Origin of the sequence: Candidatus Mycolicibacterium alkanivorans, from assembly GCF_022760805.1 — a bacterium.
In the GTDB taxonomy this organism is placed as follows: Bacteria; Actinomycetota; Actinomycetes; order Mycobacteriales; family Mycobacteriaceae; genus Mycobacterium; species Mycobacterium alkanivorans.
In genome coordinates, this window is sequence record NZ_JAIVFL010000001.1 from 629,403 (window position 1) to 644,651 (window position 15,249).

At 65.7% G+C, this 15,249-nt stretch carries 13 protein-coding genes; 5 read left to right on the forward strand and 8 right to left on the reverse strand.

Annotation, left to right across the window (positions count from 1 at the left end):
* Window positions 1-59: 59 nt before the first annotated feature.
* The 8 genes from K9U37_RS03180 to dnaA all read right to left on the reverse strand — a co-directional run bounded on the left by K9U37_RS03180 (window position 60) and on the right by dnaA (window position 12,212).
* Window positions 60-971, reverse strand: a complete 912-nt coding sequence (locus K9U37_RS03180; protein WP_243070490.1) for a DUF3566 domain-containing protein — start codon at window positions 969-971, stop codon at window positions 60-62.
* Window positions 972-1,003: 32 nt separating this feature from the next.
* Window positions 1,004-4,105, reverse strand: coding sequence for an intein-containing DNA gyrase subunit A (gyrA, locus tag K9U37_RS03185; RefSeq protein ID WP_243070491.1), 3,102 nt, complete (start codon window positions 4,103-4,105; stop codon window positions 1,004-1,006).
* A gap of 26 nt (window positions 4,106-4,131) precedes the next feature.
* A complete protein-coding gene (gene gyrB, locus K9U37_RS03190) occupies window positions 4,132-6,147 on the reverse strand; it encodes a DNA topoisomerase (ATP-hydrolyzing) subunit B (protein WP_243070492.1) in 2,016 nt (671 codons plus the stop codon).
* A gap of 223 nt (window positions 6,148-6,370) precedes the next feature.
* Complete coding sequence (locus tag K9U37_RS03195; RefSeq protein WP_308197323.1) at window positions 6,371-6,937, reverse strand: DUF721 family protein; 567 nt, start codon at window positions 6,935-6,937, stop codon at window positions 6,371-6,373.
* Window positions 6,934-8,082 carry a DNA replication/repair protein RecF gene (recF, locus tag K9U37_RS03200; protein WP_243070493.1) on the reverse strand — a complete coding sequence of 383 codons (1,149 nt, stop codon included), beginning with the start codon at window positions 8,080-8,082 and terminating at the stop codon, window positions 6,934-6,936. Before recF ends, K9U37_RS03195 begins: the two co-directional genes overlap by 4 nt.
* A gap of 10 nt (window positions 8,083-8,092) precedes the next feature.
* The gene (gene gnd, locus K9U37_RS03205) at window positions 8,093-8,986 is read right to left on the reverse strand and encodes a phosphogluconate dehydrogenase (NAD(+)-dependent, decarboxylating) (protein WP_243070494.1); all 894 of its coding nucleotides are present in this window, start codon (window positions 8,984-8,986) and stop codon (window positions 8,093-8,095) included.
* A gap of 25 nt (window positions 8,987-9,011) precedes the next feature.
* Window positions 9,012-10,199 carry a DNA polymerase III subunit beta gene (gene dnaN / locus K9U37_RS03210; protein WP_243070495.1) on the reverse strand — a complete coding sequence of 396 codons (1,188 nt, stop codon included), beginning with the start codon at window positions 10,197-10,199 and terminating at the stop codon, window positions 9,012-9,014.
* A 516-nt stretch (window positions 10,200-10,715) separates the two neighbouring features.
* Window positions 10,716-12,212 carry a chromosomal replication initiator protein DnaA gene (dnaA, locus tag K9U37_RS03215; RefSeq protein WP_243070496.1) on the reverse strand — a complete coding sequence of 499 codons (1,497 nt, stop codon included), beginning with the start codon at window positions 12,210-12,212 and terminating at the stop codon, window positions 10,716-10,718.
* 568 nt (window positions 12,213-12,780) lie between these two features.
* On the opposite strand from dnaA, the gene rpmH reads away from it, so the two are divergent.
* Genes rpmH through K9U37_RS03240 form a run of 5 tightly spaced genes read left to right on the forward strand, consistent with a single transcriptional unit; the run spans window position 12,781 to window position 15,221 of the window.
* Entirely contained in the window at window positions 12,781-12,924 is a 144-nt protein-coding gene (rpmH, locus tag K9U37_RS03220; RefSeq protein ID WP_014818477.1) for a 50S ribosomal protein L34, read from the forward strand.
* Between the two features lie 17 nt (window positions 12,925-12,941).
* On the forward strand, window positions 12,942-13,292 hold the full coding sequence (rnpA, locus tag K9U37_RS03225) for a ribonuclease P protein component (protein WP_243070497.1): 351 nt from the start codon (window positions 12,942-12,944) through the stop codon (window positions 13,290-13,292).
* 29 nt (window positions 13,293-13,321) lie between these two features.
* Window positions 13,322-13,597 (forward strand): membrane protein insertion efficiency factor YidD, encoded by a 276-nt coding sequence (yidD, locus tag K9U37_RS03230; RefSeq protein ID WP_243073200.1) that lies wholly within the window; start codon window positions 13,322-13,324, stop codon window positions 13,595-13,597.
* Entirely contained in the window at window positions 13,590-14,651 is a 1,062-nt protein-coding gene (yidC, locus tag K9U37_RS03235) for a membrane protein insertase YidC (RefSeq protein ID WP_243070498.1), read from the forward strand. The genes yidD and yidC overlap by 8 nt, the downstream gene beginning before the upstream one ends.
* Before the next feature lie 33 nt (window positions 14,652-14,684).
* Window positions 14,685-15,221 carry a Jag family protein gene (locus K9U37_RS03240; RefSeq protein ID WP_243070499.1) on the forward strand — a complete coding sequence of 179 codons (537 nt, stop codon included), beginning with the start codon at window positions 14,685-14,687 and terminating at the stop codon, window positions 15,219-15,221.
* Window positions 15,222-15,249: the final 28 nt, after the last annotated feature.

Here is a 15,249-nt window from a genome sequence, read left to right on the forward strand (position 1 = left end):
ACGACCGAGCGACGAGATTACCGTACGCGCGGTGCTGCACCCAAACCGGTCGGTTCTCGTCAGTCCCGGTCGGCCAGGGTGACTTCGATGCCGCCGACGATGTCGGTGCTCAGGTTGTAGATGAACGCACCGACGGTGGCCATCGCGGTCAGCAGCACGATGTTGACCAGACCGATCAGCGCCGCGCCCCCGAAGATCGTCCCGCTGGACACCAGCTCACCACCGCCGCCGCTGGTGTTGGTGAGCAGGTCGCCCACGTTGCTGTTGAGCTTGCTCCACACGCCCATCCCGCCGAGCACCAGGTAGAGGAACGCCACAGCGATCATCCACACGAAGAACAGCGCCACCGACAGCAGCAGCGATACCTTCAATGCGCTCCACGGATCGATGTGGCGGATCTGCATGCTGGCGCGCACGGGACCGCGCGCGCGGTTGGCGCCGACCTGGATCCGTGAGGACGGCCCAGCGGCCTTGGCGGGGCTCGACTCAGCGTTGGGCGGACGTTCCACGGGAGCTTTGCGCGGCTGGGTGGGCTTGGGCGGCGGCCCAGACAGGTCCGGCAGCTCGCTGGCATAGGCCTCGGGCCGCGCGAATTCGGTGCGCTCGGGACGCGTCCCCGGCCGGGCGGTCGGCGCCTCCGGTTCCTGGCGAGACTCCGGCCGGGGTGGCTGTCCGCCCAGCGTCGAGAGGTCGGGGGCGGCGGTGCCAGTGATGAACCGGTTCACCCGGGCCTCGATGCTCGGCGACGCTGGCGGTGCGGCCGGCCGAGGCTCGGGCCGGGCACCGGCGTCCGGGCCCGGTCGCGGTGGTGTCGCGCCCTGACGGGCACGAGTGGCGCCGCGCTGCCACGGCGGGACATCGCCGCCGTTGGCTCCGGCGGCGGGCCGGGCCGCGGCCGGGTCCACCAAGCCGTTCCCGTTGCCAGGGCCATCGCCCGGCCCGGGCTGACCCGGCTCGTTGGGTGCGCTCACCACCAGCTCCTCACCTGTTGCCCTCCGCCACGCTACGTTGCGTCGGGCGCGGTGTCCGCGTCAGACGCCTCGTCCGCGATCTCCTGCTCCTCGGCATTGCGAGCAATGGCTAACAGTGTGTCGCCCTCGCCGAGGTTCATCAAGCGAACGCCCTTCGTCTGGCGTCCTGCCTTGCGGACCTGGCGCGCCGCGGTGCGGATGACACCGCCGCTCGAGGTGATGGCGAACACCTCACTGTCCTCATCGACCACCAATGCGCCGACCAGACTGCCACGGCGACGGTCATACTGGATGGTGAGGATGCCCTTGCCGCCGCGGCCCTGCGCGGTGTACTCCTCGATCGCGGTCCGCTTGGCATACCCGCCGGCCGTCGCGACCAGCAGATACGTGCCCTCGCGGACCACGTTGAGGGACAGCAGTTGGTCGTCGGCGTTGAACCGCATGCCCTGCACACCGGAGGTCGCCCGGCCCATCGGCCGCAGCGCCTCGTCGGTGGCCGAGAACCGGATCGACTGGCCATTGGCGCTGACCAGCAGCAGGTCGTCCTCCGCCGAGCACAGCACTGCGCCGACCAGCTCGTCACCGTCACGCAGGTTGATCGCCACGACGCCGCCCGAGCGGTTGGAGTCGAAGTCGGACAGTTTCGACTTCTTCACCAGGCCGTTGCGGGTGGCCAGCACCAGATACGGTGCGTCCTCGTAGCCCTTGATCTGGATGACTTGGGCGATGCGCTCCTCGGGCTGGAAAGCCAGCAGGTTGGCCACGTGTTGACCGCGCGCGTTGCGCTGGGCCTCGGGCAGGTCGTAGGCCTTGGCCCGGTAGACGCGACCCTGCGTGGAGAAGAACAGGATCCAGTCGTGCGTGGAGCACACGAAGAAGTGCCGCACGATGTCGTCCTGCTTGAGCGCGGCGCCCTGCACACCCTTGCCGCCGCGCTTCTGGCTGCGGTAGAGGTCGGTCTTGGTGCGCTTGGCGTACCCGGTCTCGGTGATCGTCACGACCACGTCTTCGCGGGCGATCAGGTCCTCGTCGGACACCTCACCGTCGGCGGCCATGATGCGGGTGCGCCGGTCGTCGCCGTGCTTCTCGACGATCTCCTTGAGCTCGTCGCGCACGATCGCGCGCTGCCGTTCGGGCTTGGCCAGGATGTCCTCGAGGTCGGCGATCTCGGCCTCGATCTTGGCCAGGTCGTCGATGATCCGCTGACGTTCCAGGGCGGCCAGGCGCCGCAGCTGCATGTCCAGGATCGCCTGGGCCTGGATCTCATCGATGTCGAGCAGCTCGATCAGGCCCGCCCGGGCGATGTCGACGGTCTCCGACGCCCGGATCAACGCGATCACCTCGTCGAGCGCGTCGAGCGCCTTGACCAAGCCGCGCAGGATGTGGGCCCGCTCGTTGGCTTTGCGCAACCGGTAGGTGGTCCGCCGCACAATGACGTCGAGCTGGTGGTTGACGTAGTAGCGGATCATCTGGTCGAGGCGCAGCGTGCGCGGCACCCCGTCGACGATGGACAGCATGTTGGCGCCGAAGCTGGTCTGCAGCTGGGTGTGCTTGTAGAGGTTGTTCAGCACCACCTTGGCCACGGCGTCGCGCTTGATCTCCACGACGATCCGCAAACCGACCCGGTCACTGGACTGGTCCTCGATGTTGGAGATGCCGGCCAGCTTGCCGTCGCGAACCTGCTCGGCGATCGAGGTGATGAAGTTGTCGTGGTTGACCTGGTACGGCAACTCGGTGATGACGATGCCGGTGCGACCGCGGCTGTCCTCTTCGATCTCGACGACACCGCGCATCCGGATCGAGCCGCGACCGGTGCGGTAGGCGTCGAGGATGCCCTGGCTGCCGACGATCAGACCGTGCGTGGGGAAGTCGGGACCCTTGACCCGCTCGATGACCGCTTCGAGGGTGGCCTCCTCGTCGGCCTCGAAGTTCTCCAGGCACCAGTAGACGGCCTCGGCCAGCTCGCGCAGGTTGTGCGGCGGGATGTTGGTGGCCATACCGACGGCGATGCCGCCCGAACCGTTGGCGAGCAGGTTGGGGAACCGGCTCGGCAGAACCGTCGGCTCCTGGACCCGGCCGTCGTAGTTCGGGATGAAATCGACTGTCTCCTCGTCGATTTCGCGCAGCATCTCCATGGCCAGCGGGGTGAGCCGCGCCTCGGTGTTGTGACTGACGAAGCCATTCGTGATGAACGAGTGGTCCTCTGTGTCGACACGCAGGCTGTAGACGGGCTGCACGCCTGCGTCGACAACCGAAGCAACGGTGGCGTAGTAGAAACGCCCGTCGGTCAACTCTGTTGCGATGGCGCGAGCGTCGGGATCGTTCCCATTGGCGCGGAGGAACTCCGCAAGCCCAGGTACTTCATCGACTGTGGGGGATATGTAGGGCGCCACTCGCGATTTGTGTGCATAAGCCCCACACTCGGCGCTCATGACGACATAGTCACCGGGGCGGATCTCCTCAATCAGCTTCCAGAGGAGCGTCGGCACACCACCCAGGCTCACCAGGCATAGCAGCGGGTGATTCGCCGTGCCAGTGACCTGGTGTCCTTCGACCGTCCGAACGGAGAAGGTCTGGTGCTCACCCGAATGGAACAACCGATCTGCTGACTCCGGCGTGCCGTGTCGACCGAGCACCTTCAGTTCGATGTTGTTGTCGCTGTTCGGCTTTGCGCAAGGCACGACATCGGCGATGCGCACCGATTTGCCCTCAGGTAGAGCTACCAGGGCATCACCGGTGACGCAGTACCGCATGGCGGCCGGCGGGTCGTTACCCGGCGAGCCGAAGTTGCCCTGCCCGTCGACCAGCGGGTAGCGCAGCGACCACGGCTGGGCCATCCGGACCAGGGTGTCGTAGATCGAGGCGTCGCCGTGCGGGTGGTAGTTGCCCATCGTCTCGGCGACCGAACGCGCCGACTTGGCGTGGCTGCGGTCGGGCCGGAACCCGGAGTCGTACATCGCGTAGAGCACGCGGCGGTGCACCGGCTTGAGGCCGTCGCGCACCTCCGGCAGCGCACGGCCGACGATGACGCTCATCGCGTAGTCGATGTAGCTGCGCTGCATCTCCTGCTGGATGTCCACCGGCTCGATGCGGTCTCCGGCGGCGTCGCCGGGCGGCAACGTGGTGTCAGTCATGTGATCCTCTTGTCCCTAGGGAAGGGTTAAACGTCAAGGAAGCGAACGTCTTTGGCATTACGGGTGATGAAGCTGCGGCGCGCCTCGACGTCCTCACCCATCAGGATGGAGAACAGCTCGTCGGCCGAGGCGGCGTCGTCGAGGGTGACCTGGCGCAACACCCGCACCGACGGGTCCATCGTGGTCTCCCACAGTTCCTTGGCGTTCATCTCGCCCAGACCCTTGTACCGCTGGATGCCGTCGTCCTTGTTGATCTTCTTGCCGGCCTTGAGCCCGGCCTCGAGCACGACGTCGCGTTCGCGGTCGGAGTAGACGAACTCGTGCTCGCTGCGCTGCCATTTGAGTTTGTACAGCGGCGGCTGGGCGAGGAACACGTGACCGTTCTCGATCAGCGGCCGCATGAACCGGAACAGCAGAGTCAGCAGCAGCGTCGAAATGTGTTGACCGTCAACGTCGGCGTCGGCCATCAGCACGATCTTGTGGTAGCGCAGCTTGGCCAGGTCGAACTCGTCGTGGATGCCGGTACCCAGCGCGGTGATGATGGCCTGGACTTCGGTGTTCTTCAGCACCCGGTCGATGCGTGCCTTCTCGACATTGATGATCTTGCCGCGCAACGGCAGGATCGCCTGGAACATCGAGTCGCGGCCGCTCTTGGCCGAGCCGCCGGCCGAGTCGCCCTCCACCACATACAGTTCGGACTTGCTCGGGTCGGTGGAGCGGCAGTCGGCGAGCTTGCCGGGCAAACCGCCGATGTCGGTTGCGCTCTTGCGCCGCACCAACTCTCGCGCCTTGCGGGCGGCGATGCGGGCCTGCGCCGAGGACACCGCCTTGTTGACGATGGTCTTGGCGTCCGACGGATTGGCCTCGAACCAGTGGCTGAGCTGCTCGTTGCAGATGCGCTGGACGAACGATTTCACCTCGGTGTTGCCCAGCTTGGTCTTGGTCTGGCCTTCGAACTGCGGTTGGGCCACCTTCACCGAGATGACGGCGGCAAGACCCTCCCGGATATCGTCGCCGGTGAGATTGGGGTCCTTGTCCTTGAGCAGCTTCTTGTCTTTGGCGTACTTGTTGACCACGGTCGTCAAGGCCGCGCGGAAGCCCTCTTCGTGCGTGCCACCCTCGTGGGTGTTGATGGTGTTAGCGAAGGTGTGCACCGACTCCGAGTACCCGGCGTTCCACTGCATCGCGACCTCGACCTCGTGGCCCTCACCCTTGCCGGAGAAGTCGACGACGCTGTTGTGGATCGGCTGCTTGGTCCGGTTGATGTGCTTGACGAAGTCGACCAGGCCGCCGGGGTAATGGAACGTGCGGTGCTTGACCTTCTGTGGCGCGGCGGCCTGCTCGGCTGACTTCGGTGCCTCGGCGGTGTCGCTGACCACGTCATCGACGACCTCTTCGGGGGCGACCCGTTCGTCGGTCAGCTCGATGGTCAGACCCTTGTTGAGGAAGGCCATCTCCTGCAACCGGCGCGCGACCGTCTCGAAGTCGTAGGTGGTGGTCTCGAAGATGGCGGGATCAGCCCAGAATCGGATGGTGGTGCCGGTCTTGCGGCTGGCCTCGCCCTGCTTGAGGGTGCCCGGCACGGAATTGTCGTAGGTCTGGAACCACTCGTAGCCGTCGCGGCGGATGTCCGCCTCGAGGCGGCTGGACAGCGCGTTGACCACCGACACGCCGACGCCGTGCAGACCACCGGAGATGCTGTAGGCGCCCTCTTCGAACTTGCCGCCGGCATGCAGCACGGTCATGACGACGTCGACGGTGGGGACGCCGGATTCGTGCATCGCGACCGGGATGCCGCGGCCATCGTCGGTGACCTCGACGCCACCGTCTTCGAGCAGCCGCACGTCGACCTTGGTGGCGTAACCGGCCATAGCCTCGTCAACGGCGTTGTCGACCACCTCCCACACCAGGTGGTGCAGGCCGCGCTCACCGGTGGAGCCGATGTACATGCCGGGACGCTTGCGAACAGCTTCGAGGCCCTCGAGGATCTTGATCGAGCCGGCACCGTAGGAGTCTTGGTCTTTCTTCTTCTGGGCAGCCACGGTCGGACAGGTCTCCTTGGGGTTCGCAGCGGGGTGGTTCACGGATCGCCCGCAGGTCTCGTCATAGTCTACCGTCAACCCCGGACCGGACCGATTCTGCGGCGGCGTTTCTGCACACCTAGTTGAGCCGTGCGCGGAATTTCTTGCATCGCCATACGTGATGACGCTTGACATACCCGCCGGCGACCTTCACGTGGCTGTCAGCCGATCGTGGTAGTGGATCTCATCCGTAGGTGTCCCGGGGACCTCGCCCGGAGATGTGCAGCGGCCCCTTCCGCCATGACGGGGCGGTCGGGCCGGTGATTTTCAGCGCGGTAACCACACCGTCCCCGACCGCCGCAGCGATCTTGGCCAGCAGCTGTGCCTGCACCATCCGCAGCTGGGTGGCCCAGGCGGTCGACTCGGCGGTGATACTTAGGAGTCCGTCACGAAGCAGGGTGGGCTCGGCATGCTCGGCGATCTGCTCGCCGACCACCGTTGTCCACTGGGCGAACACCGTTCCTTCGGCGACGTGGGGCAGCCAGCCACGGCTCTTGGCCAGGTCAGCCGCCACGGTGCCGAGCGGCTGCGGGTCGCGACGGTCCGGCCCTGGCCCCGACCAGGCGCGCCCACCCCCGCTACGTCGGTTTGTGCGCCGCTGATTCGGCGAGCGGCCACCGCGTCCGACCTCTTTACCCTGACTACGCGCCGCACCCCGGGCTTCCTCCAACGCACGGCGCACCAGATCCATCCCCGCCAGCCCACTGAGGTGCTCCGGCGGACCAGTCACCTCGTCGTCGGATTCGGTCACGGAATCACCGCCGACGTGCGGCCACTGTCGTCATCGTGCAGTGCGATCCCGATCCGGGTGGCGTCCCAGTCCTCGGGGATGTCCTCCCCGACGGCGGCGGTGACCAGCACCTGCTCAGCGCCGGCGGCCACCCCGGCCAGCGCCCGGCGGCGCGCGGTGTCCAGTTCGGCGAACACATCGTCGAGAATCAGGACCGGTTCAGTGCCCTCGGTGCGCAGCAGCTCGTAAGCCGCCAGCCGCAGCGACAACGCCATCGACCACGATTCACCGTGGCTGGCGAAGCCTTTGGCCGGCTGGTCACCGAGCCGCAGTTCGAGGTCGTCGCGGTGCGGACCCACCAGACACATCCCGCGCTCCAGTTCCGCGTCGCGCCGACGGGCCAGACCGGCCAGCAGTGCCGCCTCGAGGAATTCCACATTCTCGCCGTCGGCACCGGACAGTTCGACACTGCTGCGGTAACTGACCGCCGCCGGCCGCGACGCCGGCGCCAGCAGCTGGTATGCCTTCTCCAGCTCGGGTGCGAGCAGGTTGACCAGTTCGATGCGCGCGGCCATCAGCTCTGCCCCGTGTGCGGCCAGGTGCCCATCCCAGACATCGAGGGTGTCCAACACACCGTGGTCGCCCCGGAAGCGGGCTCCAGCAGCCGATTTCAGCAAGGCGGTGCGCTGTTTGAGGACCTTGTCGTAGTCCGCGCGTACCGCCGCGATGCGAGGGCGCCGAACCGCTGCGAGTTCGTCGAGATACCGGCGCCGTTCCCCGGGGTCCCCGCGAACCAGGGCCAGATCCTCGGGTGCGAACAGCACCGCGCGCACCGCTCCGACGATCTCGCGGGTGCTGCGCACCGGTGAGCGGTTCAGCCGTGCCTTGTTCGCCCGGCCCGCCGCGATCTCGATGTCGACAGCGAGTTCGCGTCCTTCGTTGACGACAATGGTCGAGACCACCGCGCGGTCCGCGCCCGCTCGGATCAACGGCGCGTCGGTGGCCACCCGATGTGAGCCGAGCGTCGCGCAATACCACAGTGCCTCAACGAGGTTCGTCTTTCCGTACCCGTTGGATCCGACGAACACGGTCCGGCCCGGTGCCAACTCGAGGTCGACGTGAGCCCACGACCGGAAGTCGCGGAGCGCCAGGTGCCGGACGTACATTCCCGAGCCGCTAACCGGACAACGGGACTCGCTTGACCGCGTGTCCACCGAATTGGTTACGCAGTGCCGACACCGCTTTCATGGTGGGCGAGTCGTCCTGCCGGGATGCGAACCGGGCGAACAGCGATGCGGCGATCACCGGCATCGGCACCCGGTGGTGGATGGCCTCTTCGACGGTCCAGCGGCCTTCACCGGAATCCTCGGTGAAACCGGAGATATCGGCGAAATTCGGGTCCTCTTTGAGCGCCTTGGCTAGCAGCTGCTGCAGCCACGACCGCACGACCGTGCCGTTGGACCACGCCTGGATGACGGCCTGGGTGTCCTTGATCAGCGGCTCGGCGGCGAGCAGTTCGTATCCTTCGGCGTACGCCATCATCAGCCCGTACTCGATGCCGTTGTGCACCATCTTGGCGTAGTGGCCGGCGCCCACCGGGCCGGCGTGGACGAATCCGTCCGCGAGCTCACCGGGCGGACGCAGAGTTTCGAAGATCGGCATGACCCGCGCGATGTCCTCGTCGCTGCCACCCACCATCAGGCCGTAGCCCTCCGCCAAGCCCCACACCCCGCCGGACACGCCAGCGTCGACGAACGAAATGCCTTTCCTACCAAGGATTTCCGCGTGAGGGCCATCCTCGGTGAACCGGGAGTTGCCGCCGTCGACCACGAGGTCCCCGGGACTGAGGACCTCCGACAACGACGTGATGGTCTCATCGGTGATGGGACCGGAAGGCACCATCACCCACACCACCCGCGGAGCGGTGAGCGCCTCGGCGAGCGCCGCCAGGCTCGGTACGTCGCTGACTTCCGGGCGCGGGTCATACCCGATGACCTGGTGGCCTCCCTCGCGCAACCGCTGACGCATGTTGAAGCCCATCTTGCCGAGGCCGACCAAACCCAATTGCATGTGTGTGCCTCTTTCGTTGCCGCGGTCAGCCGGGCAGGCGCACCGGCATCAGCAGATATACGTAATCCGTCTGAACGGCCGGAAACGGCCCACTGCCCTCTGCCTGACCATCATCGCCCGCGGGCCGCAGCACCGCAGGACGACTCGGCGTGGTGAACCCGAACGTCACCCGATCCGAATGGAGCGAACCGAGTCCATCGGTCAGGTATGTCGGGTTAAACGCGATGATCAGCGGCTCACCGGCGAACTCCACCGGCAGATCCTCCTCGGCGCGGCCCACATCGTCGGCCCCGGCCGACAGGTGCAACACACCATCGCTGAACTCCATCCGAATCTGAGCGCCGCGGTCGGCGACCAGCGCCACACGCTTGATCGCCTCGGTCAGTTCGGCCACACCGATAGTGGCGATCGCAGTGTGCTCGCTGGGCAGCAGTTGACGAAACTTCGGGAACTCGGCATCGAGCAGACGGGTGGTGCTGCGCTTTCCGGCGCTGCGAATACCCAACAAGCCTTCCTTGCCGACTGCGGACCCCGCACCGAGGGCCAGGTGTACTTCGGAACCGGAGATGCCGGCCTTGGCCGCCTCGGCGAGGGTCTTGGCCGGGACCAGCACCGCCGCCTCCAGGCTCGGCGAGGACGTCGACCAGGTCAGCTCGCGAACGGCCAGCCGGAACCGGTCGGTGGCGGCCAAAACAACTGTCTCACCGGAAATCTCCACGCGAATCCCGGTCAGCATGGGCAGGGTGTCGTCTTTGCCGGCGGCTACCGCGACCTGGCCGATGGCCTCGCCGAACAGATCCGTGGAGATCACACCGGTCTCCTCGGGCAGCGAGGGCAGCGACGGGTAGTCCTCGACGGCCATTGTGGGCAACGAGAAACGGGCGCTGCCGCAGGTCAGCGACACCCGGGTGCCCTCGACTGTGACGTCGACCGGTTTGGCGGGCAATGCCCTGGTGATGTCAGACAGCAGCCGCCCTGAGACCAAAACGCTTCCGGGAGAAGCGATTTCGGCAGGTACCTGGACCTCAGCGGAGACCTCGTAGTCGAAACCGGAGATGGTCAGCCCGTGCTCGGTACCGGTGAGCAACACGCCAGCCAGAACCGGCACCGTCGGGCGCGTCGGCAGGTTACGAGCCACCCAGGCCACCGCATCGGCGAAGTCTTCCCGCACCAGGCGAACCTTCAAGTCGGAGCCAACCGTCGTCGTCGCCACGTCCATAGTGTCCCTTCATCACGCGAAACCCGCAGACCCACTGCTCAGTGACGTGCCGGAGCACGGTGCCCGCGTGGTCTGTGAGCGACGGCCGCGGAACGGCAGTCAGAACAACAACCGTAGAGCGTCGGACGCCGTCTTGAAAGCTAATCGATTGGGGCGACAGAACCACCCGGGGAGGTTCCGGCCGGCGCTGTGCATCGGTTTTCCCCAGGCCCTTCTTTCGAAGGAATCTCCAGGGATAGAGATCGGCAATAGTAATAGGGGCTGTGCAAGTTGTGGATGACAGCGTTGAAGACCTGCTCGGGTGTAGCGCGGGGATGTGAGTGGTTTGTGCATGCCAGGTGGTGTTGGTGCGCTGCGGTGTGGATATCACCGGATTGTTCAGGGTCATCCCGTGGTCTTCGGTGGTGATGCCCGGCGTTGTCCACAGCGCCATCCACAGGAACCGGTGTGGCCACTGATACTGATGCGGTCAAAGTTTTTGGACCGCAGGGAAAGAAATTCCCGGAAATTTCAGCGCTTGGAGCGCTGGCGGATGCGGGTGGTGAGTTCTTTGACGGTATCGAACACCTCGCGCCGGCATGCCATTTCGTTGAGGATTTTCTTCTGGGCGTACATGACGGTCGTGTGATCGCGACCGAACGCCTGGCCGATCTTGGGCAGTGAGAGGTCGGTGAGTTCACGGCACAGGTACATCGCGATCTGGCGGGACTGGGCCAGCGCCCTGGTCTTGCCGGGGCCGCGGAGCTCCTCGACGGTGGTGTCGAAGTACTCGGCCGTGGCCGCCATTATGGTGGCCGCGCTGATCTGCATGGTGCCGGCGTCGGCGATCAGGTCGCGCAACACGATCTCGGCCAGAGCCTTGTCGATCGGCTGTTTGTTGAGCGATGCGAAGGCGGTGACCCGGATCAGCGCGCCCTCAAGTTCGCGTATGTTTCGCTCGATGCTGCTGGCGATGAGCTCGAGGACGTCGTCGGGGACGTCGAGCCGTTCCATCTGGGCCTTCTTGCGCAGAATGGCGATGCGGGTTTCCAGCTCAGGTGGCTGGACATCGGTGATCAATCCCCATTCGAACCGGGTTCGCAACCGGTCCTCGAGGGTGGCCAGCTGTTTGGGCGGCCGGTCGGAGGAGATCACAATCTGCTTGTTCGCGTTGTGCAGCGTGTTGAAGGTGTGGAAGAACTCCTCCTGGATGCCTTCCTTGCCCTCGATGAACTGGATGTCGTCGACCAGCAGCACGTCGATGTCGCGGTAGCTGCGCTTGAACGCCACCTTGCGGTCGTCGCGCAGCGAGTTGATGAAGTCGTTGGTGAATTCCTCGGTCGAGACGTACTTCACCCGCATACCGGGAAACAACCGCTGGGCGTAGTTGCCGGCCGCGTGCAGCAGGTGTGTCTTGCCCAGTCCGGACTCACCCCAGATGAACAAGGGGTTGTACGCCCGGGCGGGAGCTTCAGCAATCGCCAGCGCGGCGGCGTGAGCGAAACGATTCGACGCACCGATGACGAAGGTGTCAAAGGTGTACCGGCGGTTGAGACTCGTGGCGGGCGAGTCGGCGGAGGTGTTGCTGCGTGGCCGCTCGGTGAAGTAGGACGGCCAACTTTCGTGGGCGCTGGCCAGGGCTTCACGGTCCTCGTCGACCTCGTCGAGATCTGATTCGGCGGCCGGCGGATCCGGTCCGGAGCCGTCGTCGTCGTCTTCGGGTGGTGCGATCCGCACGCCGAGCTCGACCCGCTGGCCAAGTCGGCGACTGAGCGCGTCGACGATCTGGGTGCGCAGGTGACGCTCGATCTCGTTTTGCACGAAGCTGCTCGGAACCGACAGCAGTGCGAAGCCCTCGACGATGGTCAACGGCCGAACCAGCTTCAGCCAGGCTCTTTGTTGTGGTGTCAGGCGCCAATCGGCGGCGGAGCCGTTGCTCCCGGGGGAGTCGATGCAGGAGTCACCGTTGAGTTCAGTGACCACCGAACTCCACACTGTGGCAAATCCGGAACCGGGATCATCGGTCAACGACAAATCCCCCTGGTCCAAGGTCTGGCAATAAACGAACGGGCCGACGGCATACTATCCACAAAGTTATCCACAGCTGTGGACAGAACAGGCGCCCTCATCTCGCAGCATATCGGCGGAGGGTGTCGGGGTTAGCGGGTGATCGATCCAGTCAAACGATGTTGTCTGGACAGCCCGTCGACCGAGCCCCCTGCTTTGGTGTTCCGGTGCCGCTTCGAACTGAAACGGCTTTGGCAGAAGCTAACAGCTTTCCCGGCGGCTGCCAACCGTTCTGCAGCATTGCGATGGAGTGGATTTTGCGCTACCGCGGCCGCGGAGTGACGGTTGTGACGGTTGTGAATCCCTGCGTCGCCAGCAGGGTATGACTAGGCGGTTTGACCAGGCGAAGTGACATCAGTACCCTCGAACAGTCGCCCGTACGTCGGCGATACGGCTGCGATCGGATCCTCCGGGGCCGCGCCGGTTACGAGCGAGACCAGAGCTTACCAACGGCAGTCGCGTTCGCCCGGGTACACCTTCGGCGTGTACACCGGTCGGCGACCGTCAGACGCAATGAGGAGAGACAGTCGTGGCCAAGGGCAAGCGGACCTTTCAGCCGAACAACCGGCGCCGGGCGCGGGTTCACGGTTTCCGGCTGCGCATGCGCACGCGCGCCGGGCGTGCCATCGTGTCCGACCGGCGCCGCAAGGGTCGTCGTTCACTGACTGCCTGATCCACGGATCACGCGGCGTGCTCCCGGCTCAGTACCGGATGAGACGGTCTGCGGAGTTCGGCGCCACGGTCAAACACGGGGTGCGAGCGGTGCAGCCGGATATCGTCGTGCACGCACGACGTGACGGTGACGGCGGTCCGCGCATCGGACTGGTGGTGGCCAAGTCGGTCGGGTCCGCGGTGCTTCGGCATCGGGTGGCGCGCCGCCTTCGACATGTGGCGCGCACCTTAGTTCCTGAACTCGATCCGGGGGATCGGGTGGTCATCCGCGCGTTGCCCAGCAGTCGCTACGCAAATTCGGCGCGGTTGGAGAAACAGCTGCGTACCGGGTTGCGACGCACGCACGAATTGACGGAGAAGAACCGGTGAGTGAGCAGAGGTGGTCCACCTGGGCCCGGATGCTCCCGGTGCGCGGGCTGGTCTTCCTCATCGAGTTGTACCGCCATACCATCTCGCCGCTGCGGCTGCCTACGTGCCGGTTCACCCCGACGTGTAGTCAGTACGCGGTTGATGCGCTGACTGAGTACGGCTTGATCCGGGGCAGCTGGCTGACCCTGGTCCGGCTTGCGAAGTGTGGTCCGTGGCATCGGGGAGGATGGGATCCGATCCCAGACCGGCACGCACCGCCCAGCGACAGCTGCGTGGAATCCGACGCCAGGAGCGCACATGTTTAACTGGTTCAGCCTCGACTTCGTCTACTACCCGGTGTCGGGCATCATGTGGCTCTGGTACAAGCTGTTCGCCCTGATTCTCGGACCGTCGAACTTCTTCGCGTGGGCGTTGTCGGTGATGTTCCTGGTGTTCAGCCTGCGCGCGCTGCTCTACAAGCCGTTCGTCCGCCAGATCCGCACCACCCGGCAGATGCAGGAGCTGCAGCCCCAGATCAAGGCGTTGCAGAAGAAGTACGGCAAGGACCGCCAGCGGATGGCGCTGGAAATGCAGAAGCTGCAACGTGAGCACGGCTTCAACCCGATCCTCGGCTGCTTGCCCATGCTGGCGCAGATTCCGGTGTTCCTGGGCCTGTATCACGTCCTGCGTTCGTTCAACCGCACCCAGGGTGGGTTCGGTCAGCCGAAGCTGTCCGTCGAACTCAACCGCGCCACAGGCAACTATGTGTTCAACCCGACCGATGTCGGGCATTTCCTGGACGCGAACCTGTTCGGCGCTCCGCTGGGAGCCAGCATGATCCAGACGACCGGTCTGGATGCGTTCACCGAATTCAGCCGACCGGCGGTGATCGCCGTCGGGGTTCCGCTGATGATCCTGGCCGGCATCGCCACCTACTTCAACAGCCGGGCCTCGGTGGCGCGCCAGAGTCCGGAAGCCGCGGCCAACCCGCAGACCGCGATGATGAACAAGCTCGCGCTGTACGTGTTCCCGCTCGGTGTTGTGGTGGGCGGCCCGTTCCTGCCGATCGCGATCATCATCTACTGGGTCTCGAACAACATCTGGACCTTCGGCCAGCAGCACGTGGTGTTCACTCGGATCGAGAAGGAAGAAGAAGCCAAGAAGGAAGAGGCGCTGGCTCGCCGATCGGCGAATGCGCCGGCGCCTGGAGCCAAGCCCACCAAGCCGAAGAAGGGCGCTTCCGCGGCGACCGATGGCGAGGCGGACGACGACACCGCCACCGTGGCCGACGACGAGACGAGCGAGGCGAGCCCGGACACCGCGACCAAGCCGGCGGCGACGCCGCGGCCCGGGGCGCGACCCAAGAAACGTAAGCGCTGACCGGACTCGATCCGGGTGGAAGAGGAGAGACACATGACGGATGCCGATACCGCAGAGCTGACCGAGGTGACCGACGCCGAGGTCCCAGTAGCCAAGGATGAAGAGCTCGAGGAGCGTCTGGTCGCCGAGGGTGAGATCGCCGGCGATTATCTCGAGGAGCTGCTCGACTTGTTGGACTTCGACGGTGACATCGACCTGGACGTAGAGGGCAACCGCGCGGTCGTGAGCATCGACGGCGGCGAGGATTTGAGCAAGCTGGTGGGGCGCAGGGGCGAGGTGCTCGACGCGCTTCAGGAACTGACCCGGCTGGCGGTTCACCAGAAGACGGGGGAGCGCAGCCGGCTCATGCTGGACATCGCCAGCTGGCGTCGTCGCCGGCGCGAGGAGCTCAGTGCCCTCGGCGACAAGGTGGCCCGCCGGGTCCGCGAGACCGGTGAGCGCGAGGAGCTGGCGCCGATGACGCCTTTCGAGCGGAAGATCGTCCACGACGCCGTCGCGGCAGTGCAGGGTGTGCACAGCGAGAGCCAGGGCGTGGAGCCGTCGCGCCGCGTCGTCGTCTCGACGGACTGAAGTTACATCAATGTAGTTCCTCGCCAGA

Bases quoted from the DNA above. Each gene is read 5' to 3' on its own strand.
- gyrA (WP_243070491.1), bottom strand. From the start codon at position 4,105: ATGACTGACACCACGTTGCCGCCCGGCGACGCCGCCGGAGACCGCATC.
- recF (WP_243070493.1), bottom strand. From the start codon at position 8,082: ATGTACGTCCGGCACCTGGCGCTCCGCGACTTCCGGTCGTGGGCTCAC.
- gnd (WP_243070494.1), bottom strand. From the start codon at position 8,986: ATGCAATTGGGTTTGGTCGGCCTCGGCAAGATGGGCTTCAACATGCGT.
- yidD (WP_243073200.1), top strand. From the start codon at position 13,322: ATGCTCCCGGTGCGCGGGCTGGTCTTCCTCATCGAGTTGTACCGCCAT.
- yidC (WP_243070498.1), top strand. From the start codon at position 13,590: ATGTTTAACTGGTTCAGCCTCGACTTCGTCTACTACCCGGTGTCGGGC.
- K9U37_RS03240 (WP_243070499.1), top strand. From the start codon at position 14,685: ATGACGGATGCCGATACCGCAGAGCTGACCGAGGTGACCGACGCCGAG.